This is a genomic window from uncultured Oscillibacter sp. (assembly GCF_910584465.1).
GTDB lineage: Bacteria > Bacillota > Clostridia > Oscillospirales > Oscillospiraceae > Oscillibacter.
The window spans coordinates 110043-132057 of record NZ_CAJUBK010000002.1 but is presented as its reverse complement, the minus strand read 5'-3'; the positions used below and the strand labels follow the sequence as shown (position 1 = coordinate 132057).

General features: G+C 65.3%; 27 protein-coding genes. 10 read left to right on the top strand and 17 right to left on the bottom strand.

Translation table 11 applies throughout. The features are described 5' to 3' along the window. Positions 1 to 87: 87 nt before the first annotated feature. Entirely contained in the window at positions 88 to 309 is a 222-nt protein-coding gene (locus QZ332_RS01930; protein ID WP_295761663.1) for a helix-turn-helix domain-containing protein, read from the bottom strand. A 56-nt stretch (positions 310 to 365) separates the two neighbouring features. Between QZ332_RS01930 and QZ332_RS01925 the strand changes: the two genes are divergently transcribed. Beyond that, a complete protein-coding gene (locus QZ332_RS01925; RefSeq protein ID WP_295761661.1) occupies positions 366 to 635 on the top strand; it encodes a hypothetical protein in 270 nt (89 codons plus the stop codon). Here the strand turns inward: QZ332_RS01925 and ybaK are convergent. From ybaK to QZ332_RS01895, 6 genes are all read right to left on the bottom strand, one after another. Then, positions 588 to 1091 carry a Cys-tRNA(Pro) deacylase gene (ybaK, locus tag QZ332_RS01920; RefSeq protein ID WP_295761659.1) on the bottom strand — a complete coding sequence of 168 codons (504 nt, stop codon included), beginning with the start codon at positions 1089 to 1091 and terminating at the stop codon, positions 588 to 590. The two genes, QZ332_RS01925 and ybaK, sit on opposite strands and share 48 nt — an antisense overlap. A 5-nt stretch (positions 1092 to 1096) precedes the next feature. Then, the gene (locus QZ332_RS01915) at positions 1097 to 1972 is read right to left on the bottom strand and encodes a DMT family transporter (RefSeq protein WP_295761657.1); all 876 of its coding nucleotides are present in this window, start codon (positions 1970 to 1972) and stop codon (positions 1097 to 1099) included. Between the two features lie 14 nt (positions 1973 to 1986). Further along, complete coding sequence (locus tag QZ332_RS01910) at positions 1987 to 2721, bottom strand: hypothetical protein (protein ID WP_295761655.1); 735 nt, start codon at positions 2719 to 2721, stop codon at positions 1987 to 1989. 11 nt (positions 2722 to 2732) lie between these two features. Next, complete coding sequence (locus tag QZ332_RS01905; protein ID WP_295761653.1) at positions 2733 to 3113, bottom strand: MmcQ/YjbR family DNA-binding protein; 381 nt, start codon at positions 3111 to 3113, stop codon at positions 2733 to 2735. Further along, positions 3113 to 5083: an excinuclease ABC subunit UvrB gene (uvrB, locus tag QZ332_RS01900; RefSeq protein WP_295761651.1), complete on the bottom strand. Its 1971-nt coding sequence runs from the start codon at positions 5081 to 5083 to the stop codon at positions 3113 to 3115. Before uvrB ends, QZ332_RS01905 begins: the two co-directional genes overlap by 1 nt. Before the next feature lie 119 nt (positions 5084 to 5202). Beyond that, the gene (locus QZ332_RS01895; RefSeq protein ID WP_295761648.1) at positions 5203 to 5880 is read right to left on the bottom strand and encodes a RadC family protein; all 678 of its coding nucleotides are present in this window, start codon (positions 5878 to 5880) and stop codon (positions 5203 to 5205) included. A 494-nt stretch (positions 5881 to 6374) separates the two neighbouring features. Here QZ332_RS01895 and QZ332_RS01890 point away from each other — a divergent pair, with 494 nt between their 5' ends. Further along, complete coding sequence (locus QZ332_RS01890) at positions 6375 to 8033, top strand: ribonuclease J (RefSeq protein ID WP_295761645.1); 1659 nt, start codon at positions 6375 to 6377, stop codon at positions 8031 to 8033. Positions 8034 to 8111: 78 nt separating this feature from the next. Here the strand turns inward: QZ332_RS01890 and QZ332_RS01885 are convergent, their stop codons facing one another. Next, entirely contained in the window at positions 8112 to 8318 is a 207-nt protein-coding gene (locus tag QZ332_RS01885) for a helix-turn-helix domain-containing protein (protein WP_204791453.1), read from the bottom strand. A 301-nt stretch (positions 8319 to 8619) separates the two neighbouring features. On the opposite strand from QZ332_RS01885, the gene QZ332_RS01880 reads away from it, so the two are divergent. Beyond that, positions 8620 to 9777, top strand: a complete 1158-nt coding sequence (locus tag QZ332_RS01880; protein ID WP_295761642.1) for a DEAD/DEAH box helicase — start codon at positions 8620 to 8622, stop codon at positions 9775 to 9777. A 244-nt stretch (positions 9778 to 10021) separates the two neighbouring features. Here QZ332_RS01880 and QZ332_RS01875 read toward each other — a convergent pair whose 3' ends face one another. From QZ332_RS01875 to QZ332_RS01860, 4 genes are all read right to left on the bottom strand, one after another. Next, the gene (locus QZ332_RS01875; RefSeq protein ID WP_295761638.1) at positions 10022 to 10609 is read right to left on the bottom strand and encodes a hydrolase; all 588 of its coding nucleotides are present in this window, start codon (positions 10607 to 10609) and stop codon (positions 10022 to 10024) included. Positions 10610 to 10733: 124 nt separating this feature from the next. Then, a complete protein-coding gene (locus QZ332_RS01870; protein ID WP_295761636.1) occupies positions 10734 to 11414 on the bottom strand; it encodes a DUF2461 domain-containing protein in 681 nt (226 codons plus the stop codon). A gap of 16 nt (positions 11415 to 11430) precedes the next feature. Further along, on the bottom strand, positions 11431 to 11730 hold the full coding sequence (locus QZ332_RS01865; RefSeq protein ID WP_295761633.1) for a hypothetical protein: 300 nt from the start codon (positions 11728 to 11730) through the stop codon (positions 11431 to 11433). A gap of 35 nt (positions 11731 to 11765) precedes the next feature. Further along, complete coding sequence (locus QZ332_RS01860; RefSeq protein ID WP_295761632.1) at positions 11766 to 12713, bottom strand: metal ABC transporter substrate-binding protein; 948 nt, start codon at positions 12711 to 12713, stop codon at positions 11766 to 11768. A gap of 209 nt (positions 12714 to 12922) precedes the next feature. Between QZ332_RS01860 and QZ332_RS01855 the strand changes: the two genes are divergently transcribed. Next, positions 12923 to 13126, top strand: a complete 204-nt coding sequence (locus QZ332_RS01855; protein ID WP_295761629.1) for a helix-turn-helix transcriptional regulator — start codon at positions 12923 to 12925, stop codon at positions 13124 to 13126. Next, the gene (locus QZ332_RS01850; RefSeq protein ID WP_295761626.1) at positions 13126 to 13572 is read left to right on the top strand and encodes a hypothetical protein; all 447 of its coding nucleotides are present in this window, start codon (positions 13126 to 13128) and stop codon (positions 13570 to 13572) included. The genes QZ332_RS01855 and QZ332_RS01850 overlap by 1 nt, the downstream gene beginning before the upstream one ends. A 209-nt stretch (positions 13573 to 13781) precedes the next feature. Here QZ332_RS01850 and QZ332_RS01845 read toward each other — a convergent pair whose 3' ends face one another. Next, on the bottom strand, positions 13782 to 14642 hold the full coding sequence (locus QZ332_RS01845) for a DUF3298 and DUF4163 domain-containing protein (RefSeq protein ID WP_295761624.1): 861 nt from the start codon (positions 14640 to 14642) through the stop codon (positions 13782 to 13784). Between the two features lie 13 nt (positions 14643 to 14655). Next, entirely contained in the window at positions 14656 to 15870 is a 1215-nt protein-coding gene (locus QZ332_RS01840; RefSeq protein ID WP_295761621.1) for a nucleotidyltransferase family protein, read from the bottom strand. 200 nt (positions 15871 to 16070) lie between these two features. Here QZ332_RS01840 and QZ332_RS01835 point away from each other — a divergent pair, with 200 nt between their 5' ends. Next, positions 16071 to 17267 (top strand): acetate kinase, encoded by a 1197-nt coding sequence (locus QZ332_RS01835; protein ID WP_295761675.1) that lies wholly within the window; start codon positions 16071 to 16073, stop codon positions 17265 to 17267. A 32-nt stretch (positions 17268 to 17299) separates the two neighbouring features. Continuing rightward, complete coding sequence (locus tag QZ332_RS01830) at positions 17300 to 17869, top strand: hypothetical protein (protein ID WP_295761618.1); 570 nt, start codon at positions 17300 to 17302, stop codon at positions 17867 to 17869. Between the two features lie 77 nt (positions 17870 to 17946). Here the strand turns inward: QZ332_RS01830 and QZ332_RS01825 are convergent, their stop codons facing one another. Together QZ332_RS01825 and QZ332_RS01820 are read right to left on the bottom strand one after the other, a co-directional pair. Continuing rightward, positions 17947 to 18330, bottom strand: coding sequence for a DUF4363 family protein (locus tag QZ332_RS01825; RefSeq protein WP_295761615.1), 384 nt, complete (start codon positions 18328 to 18330; stop codon positions 17947 to 17949). Beyond that, the gene (locus QZ332_RS01820) at positions 18327 to 19010 is read right to left on the bottom strand and encodes a DUF421 domain-containing protein (protein ID WP_295761612.1); all 684 of its coding nucleotides are present in this window, start codon (positions 19008 to 19010) and stop codon (positions 18327 to 18329) included. The genes QZ332_RS01825 and QZ332_RS01820 overlap by 4 nt, the downstream gene beginning before the upstream one ends. A 156-nt stretch (positions 19011 to 19166) precedes the next feature. On the opposite strand from QZ332_RS01820, the gene QZ332_RS01815 reads away from it, so the two are divergent. The 3 genes from QZ332_RS01815 to QZ332_RS01805 all read left to right on the top strand — a co-directional run bounded on the left by QZ332_RS01815 (position 19167) and on the right by QZ332_RS01805 (position 21561). Beyond that, positions 19167 to 19706, top strand: a complete 540-nt coding sequence (locus tag QZ332_RS01815) for an RNA polymerase sigma factor (RefSeq protein ID WP_295761610.1) — start codon at positions 19167 to 19169, stop codon at positions 19704 to 19706. Then, on the top strand, positions 19687 to 20766 hold the full coding sequence (locus QZ332_RS01810; RefSeq protein ID WP_295761607.1) for a hypothetical protein: 1080 nt from the start codon (positions 19687 to 19689) through the stop codon (positions 20764 to 20766). The genes QZ332_RS01815 and QZ332_RS01810 overlap by 20 nt, the downstream gene beginning before the upstream one ends. Positions 20767 to 20880: 114 nt before the next feature. Further along, positions 20881 to 21561, top strand: a complete 681-nt coding sequence (locus QZ332_RS01805; RefSeq protein WP_295761604.1) for a hypothetical protein — start codon at positions 20881 to 20883, stop codon at positions 21559 to 21561. On the opposite strand, the gene QZ332_RS01800 is transcribed toward QZ332_RS01805, so the two are convergent. Continuing rightward, positions 21558 to 21740, bottom strand: coding sequence for a hypothetical protein (locus QZ332_RS01800; protein ID WP_295761601.1), 183 nt, complete (start codon positions 21738 to 21740; stop codon positions 21558 to 21560). The two genes, QZ332_RS01805 and QZ332_RS01800, sit on opposite strands and share 4 nt — an antisense overlap. Between the last annotated feature and the right edge of the window lie 275 nt (positions 21741 to 22015).

Below are 22015 nucleotides of genomic sequence, written 5' to 3'. Positions count from 1 at the left end.
CTCCTTTGCGTGTGTTCGGCTGCGCTTCACAGGGTAACGGAAAGGATCTTTTATGTCAAGAGGATCTTTCCCGCTCCCCGCCGCGCCTCAGCTCCTCTCCTCGCAGCGCCCCAGCAGATAGTCTGTGGTCACCCCGAAATGGTCCGCGAGGGCGCACAGCATCAAAGCAGAAATGTTGATCTCACCCTTTTCGATCTTTTGATAATGCCGGAGCGTGACTCCCAGCAATTCTCCCATCTCTCTTTGATAGATCCTCCGTTCTTTCCGAAGCTCTTTCAGGCGCGCCCCTAAGACCTCTAAAGTTTTCATAGATACTCCTTGACAAGCGTTATTAAAAGTCGTATAATTATGTTATTAAAATTCGGATGGTGATGATCGTGAACCCTGTGGAAGAGCGTCTTTTCGACACCTACGCCTACCCCCTCCTGGAGGAGCTGCGGCATTTCCCCGACGGGGAAGTCATCGACTTCCTCAGCGCCCTCCCCCTCGAAGAGAGACAGCGGGTGGCCCTTTTCGACCGGGCCAGGCACCTCTATTTCCAGTGGTCCGCCGACGCTTTCTCTATCGGCCTCCACCTGGGGCTCTCCCTAGCGTGGAACGACGATGTCCGCCGTCCCCGCCCGGAGCAGGGCTAACAGCGCCTTCGGATCCACCTCCACCTGCGCGCCGATCTTCCCGGCGGAGATGTAGATGGTCTCATGCTCCAGGGCCGTCTCATGGAAGATCGCGGGGTACGCCTTCTTCATCCCCACGGGGCTGCACCCGCCCCGGACGTAGCCCGTCACGGCGGTGATGTCCTTCACCGCCAGCAGCTCCACGGACTTCTCCCCCGCCGCCTTGGCGGCCTTCTTCAGGTCCAGGCTGTCCGGCGCCGGGATGTCGAACACATAGTATCCCCCGGAGGCCCCCTTCGCCACCAGGGTCTTGAAGGCCCGCTCCGGGTCCTGTCCCAGAGCCTGGGCCACATGGACGCCGTACTCCCGGGTGCCCTCGGGCCCCTCGCCCTCCTCGTAGAAATGGGGGGTGTAGGGGACCTTCTTCTGGTCCAAGATCCGCATCACGTTGGTCTTCTCGTCCTTTTTCTTCGCCATACGCTTCACCTCAAAACGATCACGCCCGCCAGGACGCACAGGATGCCCAGGACCGTCAGCGCCCCCAGGGGCTCGCCGAAGGCGGCGGCTCCCGTCAGGGCGGCCACCACCGGCTCCAGACTGGCCAGGATGGAGGCACGCCCCGGCTCCATCCGGGCCAGGCCCCAGGTATATAGGATGTAAGGCGCGGCGGTGGAGACCGCCGCCAGGGCCAGGGCCGTCAGCCACACACCGGGATCCCCTCCGCCGAAGGCCGTCCCCAGCTCCGCCGGGCGGAGCAGGACCAGCGACGCCGGGCCCGCGAAGAGGAAGGTCCACACGGTGACGGTCAGGGGCGGATAGTGAGCCAGGGCGTACCGCCCGAAGACGCTGTACAGCGCATAGAAAAACCCGGAGCCCAGCCCCAGCAGCACGCCGGGGAGGGTGACGGACAGCCCGCCGGAGGACACGCCGCACACGCAGGCGCAGCCGATCAGGGTCAGGAAGAGGGCCAGGAGCTTTTTCCCCGTCACCGGCTCCTTCCAGAGCAGGGCCGACAGCAGCACCACGAAGGACGGGGCGGTGTACAGCAAGATCGAGGCCACGGCCAGGGAGCAAAGCTGCTGGCAGGAGAAATAGCACACGGTGAACAGCACCACGCTGACCACGCCGGTGCCGAAGAAATACTTCAGGTGCCGCCGCTCCACCCGGAAGACGCTCCGGTCCCTGACCAGGAAGAACAGCGACAGCAGCGCCATGCCGCCGCAGTTGCGGACCAGCACGATGGACCGCGGGGACAGCCCCGCCGCCATCAGCCGCCGGTTCCACAGTCCGATGATGCCCCACGATACCGCCGCCGCCAGGACCGCGGCGGCGGCCGGGGCTTTTCCCTTTGTCTCCATAGGTCCTCCCAGCATCAGCCGACGCTCACCAGCGCGGCGATGTAGGTCCCGGCGGTGACCGCCGCGAAGGCGGTCCAGACGATCTGCTCCAGCAGCGCGTACCCCTCCGTGGGCTCCGGGTCCCTGGCCCAGCGGTGCCCGAACCGGAAGAGCCCCTTCCAGAAGAGGATCCGCGCCGCCAGCAGGAGGCTGAAGAGCACCGCCAGGGCGAAAAGGGCCGGGTCCCCGTGGGCGGCGGTCTCAGGGCCGAAGGCGAAGCGCACCGCGTCGGCGGCCGTGGTCTCGTAGCCGTACCAGGGGTCGCCGCTGACCTGGACCCGGACGCGGATGCCGGCGGGGACCCATCCCCCGTCCGTGTCATACCATCCGAACTCGGCTTCCGGGTCATAGCCGCCCTCGAAGAGCACCGCGCCGTTTTTCGTGACGCGGATGCCGTCCACCGTGTCCCCATGCTCCGTCCGGATGGGCTCCAGGGGATAGAGCACCGTGCACACGTCGTGGGACCGCTCCCCGATGGAGAACTCCACGTCCGTCTCGAGACCGGCGGGCCGGGAGACGGAGATGGTCACCGGCTCCCCGTGGGCCCTGCCGTTGTAGACGGTCCGGCCGTCCTCCCGGGCGATCTTCAAAAGCCCTCCCTCGAACGTCACGCCGGGATGGGCCCGGAAGGCCGCCATCAGCGCGCCGAAGAGCGCCAGCATCCCCGCCAGCACCGCCAGCAGGATCTTCTGATACCGGGTCAGCTCCATCCCGCTCCCTCCTATCTTCCCAAGATCTCCCGCTGGACATACTTGGGCAGCTTCTTCAAGATCAGCTCGTGGGACTGGGCGCACAGCTCCCGGAGGATGTCGTCCGGCAGATCCCCGTCCAAAAGGCACGCGATCCAATGCCGCTTGTCGCAGTAGAACCCCGGCAGGATCTCCGGATGCGCCGCCCGCAGGATCTCGCCCCGGGCGGGGTCGCATTTCAGGTTCACCAGGTCGTGGCCGTTGTACGCCGCGTCCTTCATCCCCTGAGGGGAGCACACCGCGGCGAAGAGCTTCCCCCGTATCATATACCGGAACCAGGCCCACTCGGGCTTATAGTCCTTCTCCGCCCCGGGGAGGGACAGGAGGTAATCATCCAGCCATCCGTATCGCATCAGCCCTCACCTCTCAGCTCGATGATCCGGTCCCGCAGGACCGCGGCGTATTCGAACTCCAGCATCTTGCTGGCTTCCTTCATCTCCTTCTCCAGGCGCTTGATCTCCGCGTCCCGCTCCGCTCCGCTCAGCTTGCGGGGACGGCGGGCCCGGGCGGTCTCGTCCTCCGCCGCGGTGGAGATCTCCAGCACCTCCCGGACGCCCTTGATGATGGTCTTGGGCACGATGCCGTGCTCCTGGTTGAAGGCGTCCTGGATGCTCCGGCGGCGCTCCGTCTCGTCCATGGCCGCCTTCATGGAGGGGGTGACGGTATCCGCGTACAAGATGACCAGGCCCTCGGCGTTCCGGGCGGCGCGGCCGATGGTCTGGATCAGGGAGGTCTCGGAGCGGAGGAAGCCCTCCTTGTCCGCGTCCAGCACGGCCACCAGGCTGACCTCCGGGAGGTCCAGGCCCTCCCGCAGGAGGTTGATGCCGATGAGCACGTCGAATTTCCCCAGCCGCAGGTCCCGGATGATCTCCATCCGCTCGATGGTCTCCACGTCGGAGTGCATGTAGCGGACCTTGATCCCGGCGTTCTTGAAATACTCCGTCAAATCCTCCGCCATCTTCTTGGTGAGGGTCGTCACCAGCACCCGCTCGTCCTTGGCGGAACGGGCCTGGATCTCCTCCATCAGATCGTCGATCTGCCCGGTGACGGGCCGGACCTCCACTCTGGGATCCAGCAGGCCCGTGGGGCGGATGACCTGCTCCACCACCTGGTCCGCCCGCTCCCGCTCATAGGGCCCCGGCGTCGCCGAGACGAAGACGGCCTGCCCGATGCGGCCCTCGAACTCCTCGAACTTCAGCGGCCGGTTGTCGTAGGCGCAGGGGAGTCGGAAGCCGTATTTGACCAGGCTGTCCTTCCGGGCGTGGTCCCCGTTGTACATGGCCCGGACCTGGGGCAGGGTGACGTGGCTCTCGTCCACGAAGAGCACGAAGTCCTCCGGGAAGAAGTCCAGCAGCGTCATGGGCGCGGACCCGGCGGGCCGCTCGGAGATGATGCGGGAATAGTTCTCGATGCCGGAGCAGTAGCCCAGCTCCTGCATCATCTCCATGTCGTACTCCGTCCGCTGGCGGATGCGCTGGGCCTCCACCAGCTGGCCGTTCTCGGTGAAGATCTTCACCTGGCCCTCCAGCTCGCTCCGGATCTCGCCGATGGCCCGGTCCATCTTGTCCTTGGTGGTGACATAGTGGCTGGCGGGGTAGATGACGATATGGTTCAGCTTCAGGTTCACCGCCCCGGTGATGGGGTTGAACTCGCTGATGCGGTCGATCTCGTCGCCGAAGAACTCCACGCGGATGGCCCGGTCCTTGTAATAGGCGGGGTAGATCTCCACGGTGTCCCCCCGGACCCGGAACATGTTCCGCTCGAAGGCGATATCGTTCCGCTCATAGCGGATCTCCACCAGCCGGCGCAAAAGCTCGTCCCGCTCCCACTCCGCCCCGGCCCGCAGGGAGACGGAGAGCTTGGCGAAGTCCTCCGGCTCGCCCAGGCCGTAGATACAGGAGACGGAGGCCACGACGATGACGTCCCGCCGCTCCAGCAGGGCGAAGGTGGCGGAGAGGCGGAGGCGGTCGATCTCGTCGTTAGTGGAGGCGTCCTTGGCGATATAGGTGTCCGTGTGGGGGATATACGCCTCGGGCTGGTAATAATCATAATAGGAGACGAAGTACTCCACCGCGTTGTTGGGGAAGAACTCCTTGAACTCGGCGCACAGCTGGGCGGCCAGGGTCTTGTTGTGGGCCAGCACCAGCGTGGGCCGCTGGACGGCCTCGATGACCTTGGCCATGGTGAAGGTCTTGCCGGAGCCGGTGACGCCCAGGAGGACCTGCTCCTTCAGTCCGTTCTCGATCCCCGCCGCCAGGGCGGCGATGGCCTCCGGCTGGTCGCCGGAGGGCTGGTATTCGGATACGACTTGGAATCTCGGCATGAGGACCTCCTGTCAAAAACGGGCTCCGTGTCACAGATGAGCTCTATGATACCACGAAGCGCCGGAGATTACAACATATGTTCGATATATTTTTGAGACATCCCCCGGGCGCCCCTCCTCTATTTGGAAAGGAAGCCCGACTGGTTGAGGGACACGAAGTCATGGTCGGCGACGATGATGTGGTCCTCCAGCCGCACGTTGATGGCCGCCAGCGCCGCCCCGACCCGGGCCGTGGCGGCCTCATCGTCGTCGGAGGGCAGGGCGATCCCGCTGGGATGGTTGTGCGCCAGGATCACGGAGGTGGCGGAGTATAAGATCGCGTTCTCCACCACCTTGCGGATGTCCAGGGCCACGGCGGAGACGCTCCCCTCCCCCAGGCGGCGGCAGGCCAGCAGCTTCCCCTTGGCGTCCAGGCAGAGCTCATAGACCGCCTCGTTCCGCTCCCGGGAGAACAGCTCCAGCAGATAGTCCCCCACGTTCTCGCGGGTGTTCAGGATCAGCTCGCTCTTCATCTCCGCCAGGCGGGCCCTCCGGGCAGCCTCCGGCACCAGCGTCAGCAGCGCCGCCGTGCGCTCTTTGACGCCCTTCACGCTCGTCAGCATCTCCACCGGGGCGGAGAACACCGCGGAGAGGCTGCCGAAGCGGTCCATCAGATCGTGGGCCAGGGGGTTCACGTCCCCCTGGGGGATGGCATAGAACAGCAGCAGCTCCAAGATCTCATGGTCCGCGAAGCTGTCCAGGCCGTTCTCCAAAAAGCGCCGGCGCATCCGCCCCCTGTGTCCGTCGTGGATCCCCATCGGCTCACCTCCCGCCGTCCTCCCCGCCCCAGGGCGGGCTCGACATTCGGAGGATATGATATCATATTTTGGGGGAGCCGTCAATCGCCGGGGCGGGGCCGGGCCCGGCTCTTTGGTGGATCTGCCGTCAGATCTCCAAAAGTTTTTGTATACAAACCGGGATCTGTGTGCTATACTATAGCGAGTTGACATCCCGGCGGCCCCTTCCGGGCGCCTGGGACGATCCGCTTCGGGTCTTCCCGAAGCCTTTTCGATCGTATTTTTCCAGGACGGGACGCGCTTCCCGGCTGGTCAAATAATATAGCCCGTGTTTCCATACAGGGCATGGGCGCCACCAGCGGCCTCCCATATCCAGATATGACAGGACGTCACCAAACCTCCGCCGGCGTAACGGGGCCGGGCGGACTGCGGACGTCTCTATTTTCTTGCTGTCCGGATGCGGGACATACACGCCGCCTGTACATCTTTTTCATTGCAAAGGAGTTATTCTATCTATGGCAGAAAAACTGAAGATCATCCCTCTGGGCGGCCTCAACGAGATCGGCAAGAACATGACCGCCTATGAGTACGGCGGAGAGATCATCGTCGTGGACTGCGGCATGGCGTTCCCCGGGGACGACATGTACGGCATCGACTGCATCATCCCCGACGTGACCTACCTGATCAAGAACCGGGCCCGCATCCGGGGATTGTTCATCACCCATGGCCACGAGGACCACGTGGGGGCCATCCCCTACGTGCTCAAGCAGGTCAACATGCCCATCTACTGCACCCGCTTCACCGCCGGCCTCATCCAGCTCAAGCTGGAGGAGCACGGCCTGATGAAGTCCACCAAGCTCATCACCGTGGAGCCCGGCAAGTCCGTCCGGGCGGGGAAGTTCACCGTGGAGTTCATCCACGTCAACCACTCCATCGCCGACTCCGTGGCCTTCGCGATCCACACCCACATGGGCACCGTCGTCCACACCGGCGACTTCAAGATCGACTCCACCCCCATCGACGGGGAGGTCATCGACCTGGCCCGGCTGGGCGCGCTGGGACAGGAGGGCGTGCTGGCCCTCTGCGCCGACTCCACCAACGTGGAGCGCCCCGGCTATACCATGAGCGAGCGCACCGTGGGCCAGACCTTCAGCCGGCAGTTCCAGGGCTGTGAGGAGCGCATCATCGTCACCACCTTCGCCTCCAACGTCCACCGCATCCAGCAGGTGCTGGACGCCGCCGCCGCCCACGGGCGCAAGGTCGCCGTCACGGGCCGCTCCATGGAGAACATCATGCGGGTGTCCACGGAGCTGGGCTACATGAAGGTCCCCAAGAACACCCTGGTGGACATCAACAAGATCAAGAGCCTGCCGAAGAACAAGCAGGTCATCGTCACCACCGGCTCCCAGGGCGAGGAGATGAGCGCCCTGTACCGCATGGCCTTCTCCACCCATAAGCAGGTGGAGGTGGGCCCCGGGGACAAGGTGATCATCTCCGCCTCCGCCATCCCCGGCAACGAGGTGACGGTGAGCCGCGTCATCAACGAGCTCTTCCGCAAGGGCGTGAAGGTCATCTACGACCGGGCGGACATGCTCCACGTCTCCGGGCACGCCTGCCAGGAGGAGCTGAAGATCGTCCACGCCCTGACCCGGCCCCGGTTCTTCATCCCCCTCCACGGCGAGCAGAGGATGCTCCAGATCCACAGCCAGGTGGCCCAGCAGATGGGCATGGACCGCAGCCACATCGCCATCGCCGAGAACGGCGACGTCATCGAGATCACGGCCAAGACGCTGAAGCTGGGCAGCGCCGTGCCCGCCGGGGAAGTCTATGTGGACGGCTCCGGCGTGGGCGACGTGGGCGCCGTGGTCATGCGGGACCGCAAGCGCCTGGCCGAGGACGGCATGGTCGTGGTGGTCATGCCCATCTCCTCCCACGACGGCGGCCTGCTGAGCCCGCCGGAGATCGTGACCCGGGGCTTCATCTACGTGAAGGAGTCCGGGGACCTGATGAAGGAGCTCCAGGGCGTCGCCATGGACGCGGCAGAGTCCGTCACCCGCAAGCGCGGGCGGGACGACGGCGAGCTCCGCGGCGTGGTGAAGTCCGCCGTCAGCAGCTATCTGTTCAAGACGACCAAGCGCAGCCCCATGGTCATCCCCGTTGTGACCAGGCTGTGAGCCCGAAAAAGGCGGGAGATGAGCCTCTCATCTCCCGCCGGGCAAAAAAGCGCGGACAGGGACCCCCCCGTCCGCGCTTCATCGTTCTTTGCTGAGCCCCAGCAGGTAGTCCGTGCTGACGCCGTAATACTTACTCAATGTGATCAGATGATGGATGGGCAGCTCGTTGGCCCCCCGTTCATAGCGTGCGTACATCGTCTGGGACGTACCCAGGACCTCGGCGATCTGTGACTGTGTCTTATCGGCGTCCTCGCGCAAATCACGCAGAATACGTACATACTCCATCTCGTCCACGTTCGACACCCCCTATTGACTTTTACCCATTTCGTCTTCCAACTATAATCTAGCATAAAAAATCGGGCTTGTTGGGACCACAATACACAATTTTACTACAATTTCTTCGGTATTCCTTGTATAATTTGCCGCTTTCCGGAGATTTTAATTGGTTAAAGTTTTCGATCCTCAGAGATCTTCACACTTGTATGGCCGGACCGCTTTACAAGCGCCGGTCTTCCCTGTATAATAAGTTAGGAACTATGTGCTTATGTTATCACACGCCCTATCGCGTGAAAAGAGGGGAACATTTATGGAATACACAGAAGGCGTCCGGTTCGACAGCCTGGGGCTGTCTCCGGAGATCATGCAGGCGATCGATAAGCGGGCGCTGGTCCTGACCACTCCCGTCCAGGCGGGCTGCATCCCTCCCATGATGGACTGGCAGGACGTCATCGCCAAGGCCCCCACCGGCACCGGCAAGACCTTTGCCTACGGCATCCCCATCATCGAACACGTCGACCCCGAGGACGACAGCGTCCAGGCCGTCATCCTCGCCCCCACCCGGGAGCTGGCGATCCAGATCACCGACGAGCTGCGGGACATCGCCGCCTTCCGCCCCGGCGTGCGCTGCGTGTGCCTGTACGGCGGACAACCCATCGGGAAGCAGATCGACGCGCTGAAAAAGCGGCCGCAGATCGTCGTCGCCACCCCCGGGCGGCTCAGCGACCACATGAAGCGCCGCACCGTCCGGGTGGACTCCGCCCAGACCGTCGTCCTGGACGAGGCCGACCGGATGCTGGACATGGGCTTCATCCACGACGTGACCCGCCTGCTGGACAAGATGAACAAGCGGCGCAACCTGGGCCTCTTCTCCGCCACCATCTCCAGGGAGGTCATGGACATCGCCTGGGTCTACCAGCGGGACGCGGCGGAGATCACCGTCCGGGAGGACGAGCAGAACAAGCCCGACATCAAACAGTTCCGCATGGACGTGGCCCAGAACGAGAAGGCCGACGTCATCGCCAGGATCCTGACGGAGACGGGCTTCGACCGCTGCATGGCCTTCTGCAACACGAAGGGGTCCACCGAGCGGATCTGCAAGTTCCTGCAGATGCGGGGCATCGACGCCGAGTGCATCCACGGCGACATCCCCCAGAAGCGCCGGGAGCAGGTGATGGACCGTTTCCGCCAGGGGAAGCTCCGGGTGTTCGTCTCCACCGACGTGGCCGCCCGGGGCATCGACGTGGACGACGTGGACATCGTCTTCAACTGCGACGTGCCCGACGAGAACCAGGACTACGTCCACCGCATCGGCCGCACCGGCCGGGCCAAGCGCCAGGGCGTGGCGGTGTCCCTCATCGCGGACTACCCCTCCAAGATGCGCATCGACGACATCGCCCAGAAGACCCGGAACGAGATCGTCCCCGTGAAGTTCGGGGAGGACGGGACGCTGGAGGTCATCGGCTGAAACAGACAGGGGAAACCCCCCGGGAGATCCCGGGGGGCCGGCTCGTCGAAAAAGTCTTTCCGACGAGCCGGACGGATCTCAGGACCTCAAAAAAGCCCTGAGATCCGATCGATCCGAATGGCGCAGGGGACCTTTCCTAGGTCCCCCGCACACACCCTTCCCTCCCGTCACCCACATCTACATGTTTTTCGACAGTCCGAGCCCCCCAGGAGATCCTGGGGGGCTCCGTTCATCCATCCGCCGGTCAGGTCAAGGAGGCCAGCTCCTCCGCCACCTGGGACTCGCTCTCCCGCATGGCCCGGATGGTCTTGTCCATCAGGACCTCCAGCTCCCAGCCCAGGCGCTCCGCGCCGGTCTTGATCACGTCCCGGGAGCATCCGGCGGCGAATTTCTTGTCCTTGAACTTCTTCTTCAGGGAGGACACCTCCATGTCGCTGACGGACTTGCTGGGCCGCATCCGGGCCGCCGCGCCGATCAGCCCGGTGAGCTCGTCCGCCGCGAAGAGGACCTTCTCCATCTCGTGGACGGGCTCCACATCGGAACAGAGCCCAAAGCCGTGGCTGCACACGGCGTGGATCAGCTCGTCGGAGCAGCCGATCTCCGCCAGCAGCTCGGGGGCCTTCCTGCAGTGCTCCTCCGGCCACTTCTCGAAGTCCACATCGTGGAGCAGGCCCACGACGGCCCAGAAGCCGGCCTCCTCGCCATAGCCCAGATCCTGGGCGTACCAGCGCATGACGGACTCCACTGTCAGGGCGTGCTGGATATGGAAGGGCTCGGTATTGTACTTGCGCAGCAGCGCCAGGGCCGCCGCTCTGTCGGGACAGGCTTTCATAGGGGATCTCTCCTTCATTTTGATGTCGGGTACAGTATACGCCTTTTCCGCCCCCAGCGCAAGAGCGCCGGAGACACGGACAGGGACCGGGACAGCGTCCCGCGCCACGGGGCCGGGGCCCCCCTCACGGCTCCCGCGGGTCCGGGTCCCCATCCAGGGTGACGAAGTAGTCGTAGTACGGCAGCAGGAACGCGAAGCCCGTTTTCAGCCGCTCCACGATGGCCCGGGAGAACAGGTCCTCCGTCAGCGCCTCCTGGTGGCAGATGGTGAAGGACTTCGCCTGATACCAGGGCTCCAGCAGGGGCGACGGGGCCGGGCCCTTGGGGCGCTTGTAGCGCTCCGCCTCCAGCGCGAACTCCTCCTGCCCGTCCAGGGCCCGAGTCAGCGCCTCCATGGTCTTAGGGTCCCGGTCCAGCCGGGCCCGGAGCTTCGCCATGGTCAGGGCCTTCGGGAGATAGTACCCCATGCCGTAGCTCCAGCCCTCCGGCATCAGCTCGAACCAGAAGGTGGGCTTGGCCGTCCACAGGTCCGAGGGCTCCTCCACGGAGAACCAGAGGCTCTCCTTATAGGGCCCCCGGCCATGGAGGCGGCGGGCGTCCCGGTAGATGCGGGTGACCTTGTTGACAAGATCGTAGTCCGGGCGCTGGCCCCGGATGAAGTCGTAGATCTCCGCTCCCAGGGCCTGCATGGGCCGGTAGAAGCGGGTCAGGTAGATCTCCTTGTGGGCCTCGAACCAGGTCCGCTCATTGTTGAAGCGGATGCCCCACATGAAGTCCACCGTCTCGTCGGTAAAGCCGGTAAACATGGATCTCCTCCTTTGCTCACTCCGCCGTCCCCGCCGGCGGGTAGGGGATGCGGTAGGGCTCCGTCCCCCGTTCGGCCAGCTTCTGCCGCAGCCACCCCTGCAGGGCCTCCACGCCGTCCTCCGTCCAGGGGAAGGTCTCGGTCTCCACGTCCTTCGCCAGCTCGAAGCAGGTGTTCTCATACACCCATGCCTGGAGCTGGCCGTCCCCCATCCAGCCCGTGCGCTGGAAGCGGTAGCGGAAGGTCCCCAGGCTGCCGGGATACACCGACGCCCGCGTGAAAAAATCCAGGGTCAGGAAGTCGAACGCTGTCTCCATACGATGCCGCTCCTTTTATAGATGCTTATATAAAGTCACATATTCTCCCGCAAGGCCTCCAAGTTGCCCCGCATCAGGGAGAGGTAGGTGGCCCCCGCCTCCAGATCCGCCCTGCTGACGTTGTGGCAGGTGTGGAACTGGGCCGTCCTCACCCCGGCCGCCTCGGCGATGCTGTCCGCCACCAGGTGGTTGGAGAACTCGATATACCAAACGGCGGGCAGGCCCTCCTCCCGGACCTTCTCCGTCAGGAAGGCCACCGTGGCCGCCGAGGGCTCCGTCTGCGCGCCGCAGCCGGGGAAGGCGGCATAGTAGTCCAGGCCGTAGGCTTCCGCGAAGTACCGCAGGGGGAACCGATCGCCAAAGACGATGGTCCGGCCGGGCAGGCCCTCGAAGAAGGCGGCGAAGTCCCGGTCCAGGGCCTCCAGCTCCCGGGCGTACCCCTCCGCCCCGGCGGCATACGCCTCCGCATTGGCCGGATCCAGGGCGGACAGGCGCTCCCCGATGGTCCGGGTGATGACGGCGGCGTTCCGGGGATCGGTCCAGACGTGCTCGTCCATGCCCACCACCTCGCCCAGATGGCCGTGGTCCTCCTCGTGCTCATGCTCGTGTCCGCCCTGCATCCCCTCCACGGTCTCCTCCTCTAAGAGGTCCACGCAGTCGATCATCCGCAGGGCCTCCCCCTCCGGCTCGATGGCGGAGAGGATGGCGTCCACCCACGCGTCGGACTCGCCGCCCAGGTAGATGAAAAGATCGCAGCTCTGCACCCGGAGGATGTCCGCCGGAGTGGGCTCATAGGAGTGGCTCTCCGCGCCGGGAGGCAGCAGCAGCGTCACGTCCGCCCGCCCGCCCGCGGCGGCGCGGGCGAAGTCATAGGCGGGGAAGACGGCGGCGGCGATCTGGAGCCGGTCCGTCTCCTCCGGCAAGGCGGGGCCGCAGGCCGAAAGGAGCAGGAGGGCACACAGGAGGGGGAGCAGTCGTTTCATAGGCGGGGCCTCTTTTCGGGTAAAATGAGAACTGTTTTCAAATATACTACGGACCGGCCGAAAACGCAAGTTCGGATCTTTTATGTAAAGGACCCTTGACAAATCGACCCGATCGTGATAGCTTATAGGTAAAGGGACCTTTACATATCCGGGAGACGGCCGCTCCCGCCTGTCGAGGGACCTTCCCATAGTCTTTGAAGGAGGCAGCCATGAAGAACCGTGTGGAAGAGCTGAGGAAAGGCCGGGGCCTGCGGCAGGAGGAATTCGCCAAAGCCATCCGGGTCTCCCGGCAGACCGTGAGTTCCATCGAGAACGGGCGCTACAGCCCCTCGCTGGAACTGGCCTTTACGATCTCCGATTTTTTTGGACTGCCCATCGAGGAGATCTTTATCCATGAGAGGAGTGGAGCTTGATGAAGAAGAGCGATCTTTGGACCGGGATCGTCATGATCGCCGCGGGTCTCGCCTGCCTGGCCGCCGTCTTCCTGGATACGGTGCTGAGCAGCCTGTTCGCCGGTCTGTTCGGGGCCTTTACCGCCCCGGGGCTGATGCAGGTCTATAAATACCGCAAATACACCGACCCGAAGCACCGGGAGGAGTACCGGGCGCGCCTGGAACAGGAACAGATCGACCTCCGGGACGAACGCAAGAGGATGCTGCGGGACCGGTCCGGGCGCATCGCCTATGTCCTCGGGCTGCTGTTCGCGGCAGTATCGATCACGGCCTTTTCCTTCCTCGGGAAGCTGGGCGTCGTGGACGAGGCCGCCAGCCGTCTGCTGATCTGGTTCCTGGCAGGTGATATGCTGTTCCTGCTCCTCGCCGGCATCGTCGCATACAAGCTGCTGGAGAGGAAGTACTGAGCCGGGCGGGCCGTCGAAAAGCAGAGGGACCTTCATCGGCGGGGAGGGAGAGCGTTCCAAGAGGGACCCGGGAAGGGTCCCTCTCGTTTTCGGGCGATCAGTTTCCAGGACTTTTTTGAACGTCCTGGAAATTTGCCCAGCCCGTCGAAAAAACGTTCCCGACAGCCTGAGCGGGCCGTCCTTCCGGACGGCCCGCCGTTCTCACTCTCTCACTCCGCCGTTTCCTCCGCGGGACACAGGCCCAGCAGGGTCCTGCCGTGCTCGCCCAGGTGGTCGTACAGCTCCCCCTCATAGGGGATCTGGAACACCTGGGGGCCAAGGGCATAGGCCCCCAGCTCGTAGGGGGAGAAGCCCACCGTCATGCCGTCCCGGTCGAAGCTGACCGCGTAGCTGCTCCAGTCCTTCAGGATGGCGGAGTAGTCCTCCCAATAGTATTCCTCCGGCTTGGCGCCCATCCCGGCGGCAGTCTGCCGGGCCTGGCTCATCAGGGCCAGGTGGACATACTCCCGCAGGTCCGTGCCCTCGTCCAAGATCTCCGGCTCGAAGAACTCCCCCGCTTCCACATCGAAGTTCCAGCTCATCAGGATGCTGTTGGGATGGGCCCCGCCGGTGTAGGTGGAGTATAAGCCGCGGACGCTGACGAGGCGCTCCGTCTGATAGACGCTGCACTGGAGGTCGTCCGTATAGGCCACGGGCTCCAGCCCGGCCTCGTTCCGGAAGGCCCGGTCCTCCCTGGCGCTCTCCGCCAGGGTCTGGGCGTTGCCCTTCCACTGGCCGAAGCGGGCGTTGAAGGTCTCCGCCGCCGCCAGGGCCTCCTCCTGCTCGGGGGAGGCGGCCTCCTCCAGGGGGGTCCCGTCCTCCAGCAGCGCCCGCATCACCGGCAGTCCATAGGAGCATTCCGCCAGCACCGCGCCGTCCTCGTCCCGGACCGTGTCCTCATAGGTCTCCACCTCCACCAGGAGCGTGACGGCGGCAGGGGGCCGCTGGGCGTTCTTCACGTTGGTCAGCGCCTCCCCGGCGCAGCCGACCAGCGTGCTCAGCACGATAAGCAGAGCGATCATGGTACTCATGGGGGGTCCCTCCTTATTTCAGCCCGCCCGCCTCCCGGACGATCGCCGGGCCCGTCCGCCACTCGTCGACGGCGGCGGCGGGATCGGGACACGCCAGGGCGTACAGGCGGCTCGCCCGGGCCTCCAGTTCGAAGAGGCGGCGGGCCTCCTCCCCCATGCGGCGCACAGAGGCGGGCTTGGTCAGCACCGGCAGGGAGGCGGTCTCCCGCATCTTTGCCAGCAGGGCCGTCCCCCGTTCGTTCGCCGCCAGGAGCCGCAGGTAAGGCGGAGCGTCCGGCGGGACGGGGGGGAGGCCCAGATAGGCCCGCAGCGCCATGCGGCGGAGCCGGGCCAGGGGGTAGCGCTTGGTCTTCACGGTCTCCAGCAACTCCTCCAAAGACGCGGCGGAACGGCTGGCACGGTAAAAGCGGTGGTACAGGCCCTCACGGCCCGGGTCCAGGGCGGCGTAGTCCTCCTCCTCCATGAAGCGGAGCCGGGCCAGGACCGCCCGTTCGCAGTTCTCCAGCAGGGCGGGGGCCCGCCCCGCCCTCCGCTCGGCCCGGTAAGCCTCCGCCATGGCGGGGGCCATGAGGGCCAGGGCCTCCTCTTCCTCCCCCTCCCGGAGCAGCGCCCGGATCGAGGAGGCGGAGACGAAGCCGTCCCGGGCGGTCCCTTCGTTGTGGGCCGCCCCCCGCCGGGGGACGGCCACCGGCCGGATGCCGCTGCCCCGGAGGGCCTTGCAGTACTCCACGCCCAGGGTGTCGTTGGGCCTCTCCAGCGCCGAGGCTCCCGCCGGGGAGAGCAGGGCGCTCACCGCCCGCTGCCGGGCGGCGGGGAAGCTGTCCCCCTTCGCCAGCTCCCGGCGCAGGGCCTGTCCGAACTCGTCCGAGCACAGGGCCTCCGCCAGGCGGACCAATCCGGCGGCGTCGCCGCTCTCGCTCCCAAAGACCAGGTGGGTGACGGCGCCGGTGGCCTTCAGCGTCTCCACCGCCCCGGCGGCGAAGCCCTCCGCCGAGGACACGGCCCAGGGCAGGGGCAGCTCCAGCACCAGATCCGCCCCGCTTTGGACGGCGGCGGCAGCGCGGGCCCGCTTGCCCACGATGGCGAAGCCCCCCCGCTGGACATAGTCCCCGCTCATGACGCAGATCACGGCGGTATCCGGCCCCAGCAGGCGGCGGGCCTCCGCCATCAGATGGACGTGGCCCATATGCAGGGGATCGTATTCTGTTATGATACCAGCGGCGGGCATGGAATTCCCCCTTGAAGTGGTGACAAAAAAGTGACATTTCGGTAAAACTCCGAAAAATGCGGTTGTAACTCCGGAAAAGTCTGGTATAATGAAATTGGACAAAGAAATCGGGACGGCTGTTCGGTTTTTTGTCTACACGATTATATTACAAGATCGAGGGGACGCGCAAGGCTTTCCCCAGAAAAGAGGAGACGGTCATCATGAACATTCTTGTCATCAACGCGGGCAGTTCTTCCTTGAAGTATCAGCTCTTGGACCCGGAGAGCGGCGTCCTGCTGGCCAAGGGCCTGTGCGAGCGCATCGGCATCGACGGCAAATTCACCTATAAGGCCGAGGGGAAAAAGACCCTGGACGCCGTCGACGTCCCCATGCCCACCCATTCCGAGGCCATCCAGGCCGTGCTGGACGCCGTGGCGGACAAGGACAACGGCGTCATCGCCTCCATGAGTGAGATCGGCGCCGTCGGCCACCGGGTGGTCCACGGCGGCGAGGCGTTCAACAAGTCCGTGCGCATCGACGACGCCGTGCTGAAGGCCATCGAGGACTGCATCCCCCTGGCCCCCCTCCATAACCCCGCCAACCTGACCGGCATCCGCGCCTGCCAAAAGGTCATGCCCGGCGTGCCCATGGTCGCCGTGTTCGACACCGCCTTCCACCAGACCATGCCCGCCCGGGCCTACATGTACGCCCTGCCCTACGCCTGGTACGAGGAGGACAAGGTCCGGCGCTACGGCTTCCACGGCACCAGCCATAAGTACGTGGCGGGCCGCGCCGCCGCCATGCTGGGCCGGCCCATCGAGGAGCTCAAGCTGATCTCCTGCCACCTGGGCAACGGCTCCTCCATCACCGCCGTGGACGGCGGCAGGTCCGTGGACACCTCCATGGGCTTCACCCCCCTGGCCGGCGTGCCCATGGGCACCCGCTCCGGCGACCTGGACGCGGGCATCCTCCAGTATGAGATGGAGAAGCGGGGGATGAGCATCGACGAGATGCTGGGCGTCCTGAACAAGAAGTCCGGCGTGGAGGGGCTGAGCTGCGTCGGCTCCGACTTCCGCGATTTGGAGGCCGCCGCCGGGAAGGGCGACGCCAAGGCCGCCCTGGCCCAGGAGAAGTTCGCCTATGAGGTCCGGAAATACGTGGGCGCTTACGCCGCCGCCATGGGCGGAGCGGACGCCGTGATCTTCACCGCCGGCGTGGGCGAGAACGACAAGGTCATCCGTTCCATGGTCTGCCAGGGCCTGGAGTACATGGGCGTGGAGCTGGACGCCGCCGCCAACGACGTCCGGGGCAAGGAGACCGTCCTCTCCGCCCCCGGCTCCAAGGTGAAGGTCCTGCTGATCCCCACCAACGAGGAGCTCATGATCGCCATGGACACGGCCGAGATCGTGAAGGGATAACGGAGCTCCCCCGGCAAAGGAGGTACACCGCCATGAAGATACGAGACGCGAAGCAGATGTATTCCGTCCAGCTGGACGCGCTGCGGGACAAACGGCAGGCCCTCTCCAAGCTCCTGAAGGACCAGGAGAAGGGCGGTCCCCAGGCGGCGGCGTTCGACCGGGTGGAGATCTCCAAGGAGCTCTCCCGGACCGACGCCCAGTATGACGCGCTCAGCAGCGTCATGGAAGGCATCACCGCCAGGGAGACCGCCATCCACGACCTGGAAGCGTCCAAGCAGCAAAACGAGACCCTCGCCAAGGCGGCGGAGGACATGGTCAAGATCATGGAGGTCTACCGCCGCATCGCCTCCGGAGCCAAGGTCCCGGCCAAGGACGAGAAGAAGCTGATGGACTACGATTTCAAGCTCTACATGGCCGCGAAGCAGGCGGCGCTGATCGCGAAGCGGGACGACGAAGAATACGACTCCCTGTGGGAGGACGAAGACGAGCAGGCCGGGGAGCAGGCCGATCCCAGCGAGATCGCGGGCAGCACGGAGATCTCCGTGCCGGACCCCTCCGCCGTTGCGGCCTCTGCCGAGGCGTCTTCCGAAGAGATCGTGTGAAACATAGTCGGGCGGCTGTCCCCGGGCCGGGGGCAGCCGCCCGGCCGTTCCTTCCCGCGGCATGCGGCCGACGCGCCTCACAGCACGTTCCGCAGGCTGAACTCCTCCATCTCCGCCAGCAGGCGCAGCTGGGCCTTCAGGTCCGCCAGCTCCGCCCGGAGCTCGCTGCCCTCCTCCTGCTGGGCGAAGGCCAGACAGCGGTGGTACATGGCCTCCGCGTCGTCCACGGCGTCGTGCCCGGTGACGATGTGGAGATAGGTCTGGCTCCGGCCCCAATCGGCATAGCCCTCCCGGATAGCGGCGGCGGCCCCCTCCCAGTCTTCGGACCGGGCCAGGCGGTCCGCCTTTTCCATCTGCTCCTGCCAGCGGGCGGTGTGCCCCGCCATGGCGGCGCTGTTCCAGAGGCAGAAGGCCAGCACCGCCGCCAGCACGGCGGCAGGGACGAGCAAGCCCTTCTTCATCTCCCGCCCTCCTTTTTCACGCAGACCACCCGGCCCGTCTCGTCCAGGGTCATGAGGAACACCTCCCGGTGGGAGGTCAGGCCCTCCTTCCGCAGCGCCTCCCGCAGCCACGCCTCGTCCAGCCCCTGGGCCTCCAGGTTCCGCCGGAGGAGCCGCCCGTCGTTGATGAGGACCGCCGGCAGGGTCACGTCCTCCTCCGCCTCCAGCCCAAGCTGCTGGGCCGTGGGGGCCTGGCACCGGGCCCAGGGGAGGACCGACAGCTGCCCGGAGTTCTCCAGCACGGCGTATTTCACGTCCCCGATGTCGCAGATCCCCTGGCCCCGGAGCTCCTCCAAAAGCTCGTCCAGGGTATAGCGGTCCTTCCGCATGGCCTCCTGCTGGAGGACCCCCTCCCGGATGAGGACGGAGGGCGTGCCGCAGACCAGGCGGCGGAAGCGGAGGCTGGAGAGGGAGAGCTGGCTCAGCAGCATGGACAGGGCCAGCAAAGTCAGGATGGGGATCACCCCCGCCAGCAGGGGGATGCCGAAGTCCTGCATGGGGACCGTGGCCAGGTCGGAGATCATCATGGTCAGCACCAGCTCCCCCGGCTCCAGCTCGCCGATCTGCCGCTTCCCCATGAGCCGCAGGCCGATCATGATGAGGGAATAAAGGATGAGCGTACGGACGAAGGCGGTCATCATAGGCGTGCCCTCCATTAAACAGCATATTTATAAAAGTATCTTCCGTTACCCGCCTGAATATCCCGGCAAGTTTTTCTAAAAATATAGAAACCTTTTCCCCTCCTGAAACGTTGGACGGATAGAGCCGGCACAGTCGAAAGGAAGGAGGCGAGGGCCATGCTCCCCTGCTATGTGCTCCTGCTGGAGCGGGACAAGGACCGGGCGCGCTTCGCCCGGCTCTATGACGGCGTCCAGCGTCCGCTCCACCGGCTGGCCGTCCGGACCCTGGGCCCCGGTCCCAGGGCGGAAGACGCGGTGCACGATACTTTTATAAAGTTAATACAAAATTATGACCAGCTTCGCTCCCGTTCGGACGCCGAGCTGGAACGCTGGCTGATGGCGGTGGTCAAGACCACGGCCCTGGATATGCTCCGGAAGGACCGCCATGAGCAGGCCCTGGAGCCCGGCGTTTGGGAGCCCGCCGTCCCGCCGGATCTGGGGGAGTTCGAGGCGCTGGTCAGCCTGATACGCGCCCTGCCGGAGGACTACCGGCAGGTACTGGAGCTCCGGTTTTTGGCGGAGTGGAGCCTGGCCGGCATCGCCGGGGCGCTGGGACTGACGGAGGGCGCGGTGAAGAGCCGCATCTTCCGGGGACGGAAGCTGCTGATCGAAGCGCTGCGGAAGGAGGGGTATCTGGATGGACGAGACTGTATTTGACGCGATGCTGAAGACGGCGCTGGAGGAAGCCCTGCGCCGGGACGCCGGGGAGGCCCCGGAGGCCCGTCCCTCCCGGCGGCAGGAGCGGCGGATGCGCCGCCTGCTGGCAGATCCCCGGCGCGGCGCGGCCCCGGAGACGGCAGTGCCCCGGCAGCACCGGTGGCCCGCCCGCTGGCTGGCGGCGGCCATCATCGCCGCCCTGCTGGGCGGTGCGGCGGCGGCGGGGGCCGTCCTGGGCAGTGGGGAGTGGTTCCGCTCCATGTTCGAGAACAGCGATTCCGCCGGATACTACGGCGGCGCGGCGGACACGGAACAGCTCACCGGCATGGGCGCGGCCATCGACACGCCGGTGGTGGAGCGCGACGGCCTGCGCTTCGAGATCCTGGACGCCATCTTCGACGGGCAGACTGCCATGCTGAACCTCCGCATGACGGTGCTGGACATAGCGCTGACGGAGCAGCTTCGGGAGGACGGCCCCCAGTTCTGGACCATGGAGCTCCTTCGGGAGGACAGCGAGAAACCGATGTCCTGGGGCTATTCCTCCCGCTCCTGGGAGATGTCGAAGGAGCTGAAGGAGGGGGAGTACACCCTGATCTTCTCCATCACCGGCGAGGACCTGAATGCCGGGGGCCGGTACGGCATCCGCTTCGGGGACCTGACATACTACAACCATGAGCGGGGAAAGGAGGAGGTGCTCCTCCCCGGGGAATGGACACTGTCCGTCACCCTTCAGCCCACGGACCTTGTAGAGCTGGAGCCCAAGCGGATCTGCCAGATCGACGGCGTGGACTGGATGCTGGACCGCGTGACCCTGTCCCCGCTGGCCCTGCGGTTCTCCCTCCACTGCCTCGTCCAGGAACGGCAGGACTACCGGGACGTCTCGGAGGGCCTGGAGATCCACATGAAGGACGGCACGGTGGTGGACAGACGGGGCTGCGCCAGCGGGACTTCCGGCAACGGACACACGGCCGCGGCCCAGCTGGACTTCCCCATGCCCCTGGATCTGGAGCAGGTGGACTTCCTCCGCATCTGCGGCCAGGGCATCCGCCTGGAGGGATGACGAAACAGCCGCCTTCACCGGCGGCTGTTTTTATGGGAAACGGCGAGAACATCCGTTTGATTCTCCGCTTGTGTTTTGCGGAGGCCCGTGGTAAAATAGGGGGAGACTTTTAAGGTGACGGAGGTACATATGCTGCCCACCACACGTTTGAAGAACCTTTATGAAGGCCCCCTGCCGCCGATGGCGCTGACAGACCGCGAGGCCATGGACAAGTTCCTGGACCAGGCCGCCCAGCGGTGCAAGGTCTCCGGGCGGAACTTCGACCTGTTCCTGGACTGGGTCATCCACTCCCTGACGATGAGCCTCACCGCCGACAGCGCCTCGCGCATCTTCCTGCCCAAGACGAGGACCGGGCCCTTCGCCCTGGACGATCTCATCCCCCTCTCCGGCTTTGCCCCCAGAGGGGAGCGGCGGGTGCATCTCAGCCAGTGCAGCGTGATCGCTCCCGTGTGGAACAACAGCGACCTGGACGCGGCGCTGGAATCCTTCTATGACAGCGGCTTCGCCGGTCTGGATGTGGAGAGGCCCTTCGGCGGGGCCTATATCGAGGAATTGCGCCTGGCCATCATCGACTCCCCGGCGGACGTGAACGTCCCCAACGTCCTGCGGGTCTGGAGCCGGGGGAGCGTGGTCCTGCCCGCCTATTCCCTGAAGGAGCTGGGGCCCCTGCTCAGCACCGACGGGGAGATGTGGTATCTCCAGACCGAGGACGGCGAGCAGGAGGAGCCGGTGCTGGAGCCCCGGATGGCCGCGCTGTATGCCTGCGCCCTGCGCCGCTGCGGCGGGCGGGCCTAAAGCCTGGAGAGCAGGCGCTCGATCCGGGCGGCGTTCTCCTCCAACTCCTTCCGCAGGGACTCCTGGATCGCCAGATCGCGGCTCTGCACGGCCAGCAGCATCCGCATGTTCAGGCAGCGCTGCTCGTCCCGCAGGCTGTTCAGCGTGACGCCCCTGCCCTCTGTAAGCTCTTTCTTCATAGTCCCTCCTGGCCGGCATGGTCTCATCGATGGAGCCATCTTAGCAGACCGACCTGAAAGATCCCTGAAAAGATACGGAGAGGAGCGGCCCCCCATCCTGGGGAGCCGCTCCTCGCAGGCCGTCAAAAACGTCTTTTTGACGGCCTGCGCAAGTTTCCAGGGCTTTCGAAAAAGCCCTGGAAACTTATCTATCCAAAACGAAAGGGACCCCTCCTGGGTCCCTCTCGTAACTCTCTTCCTTCCCGTCGATGGAGTCTTCACTACTTTTTCGACAC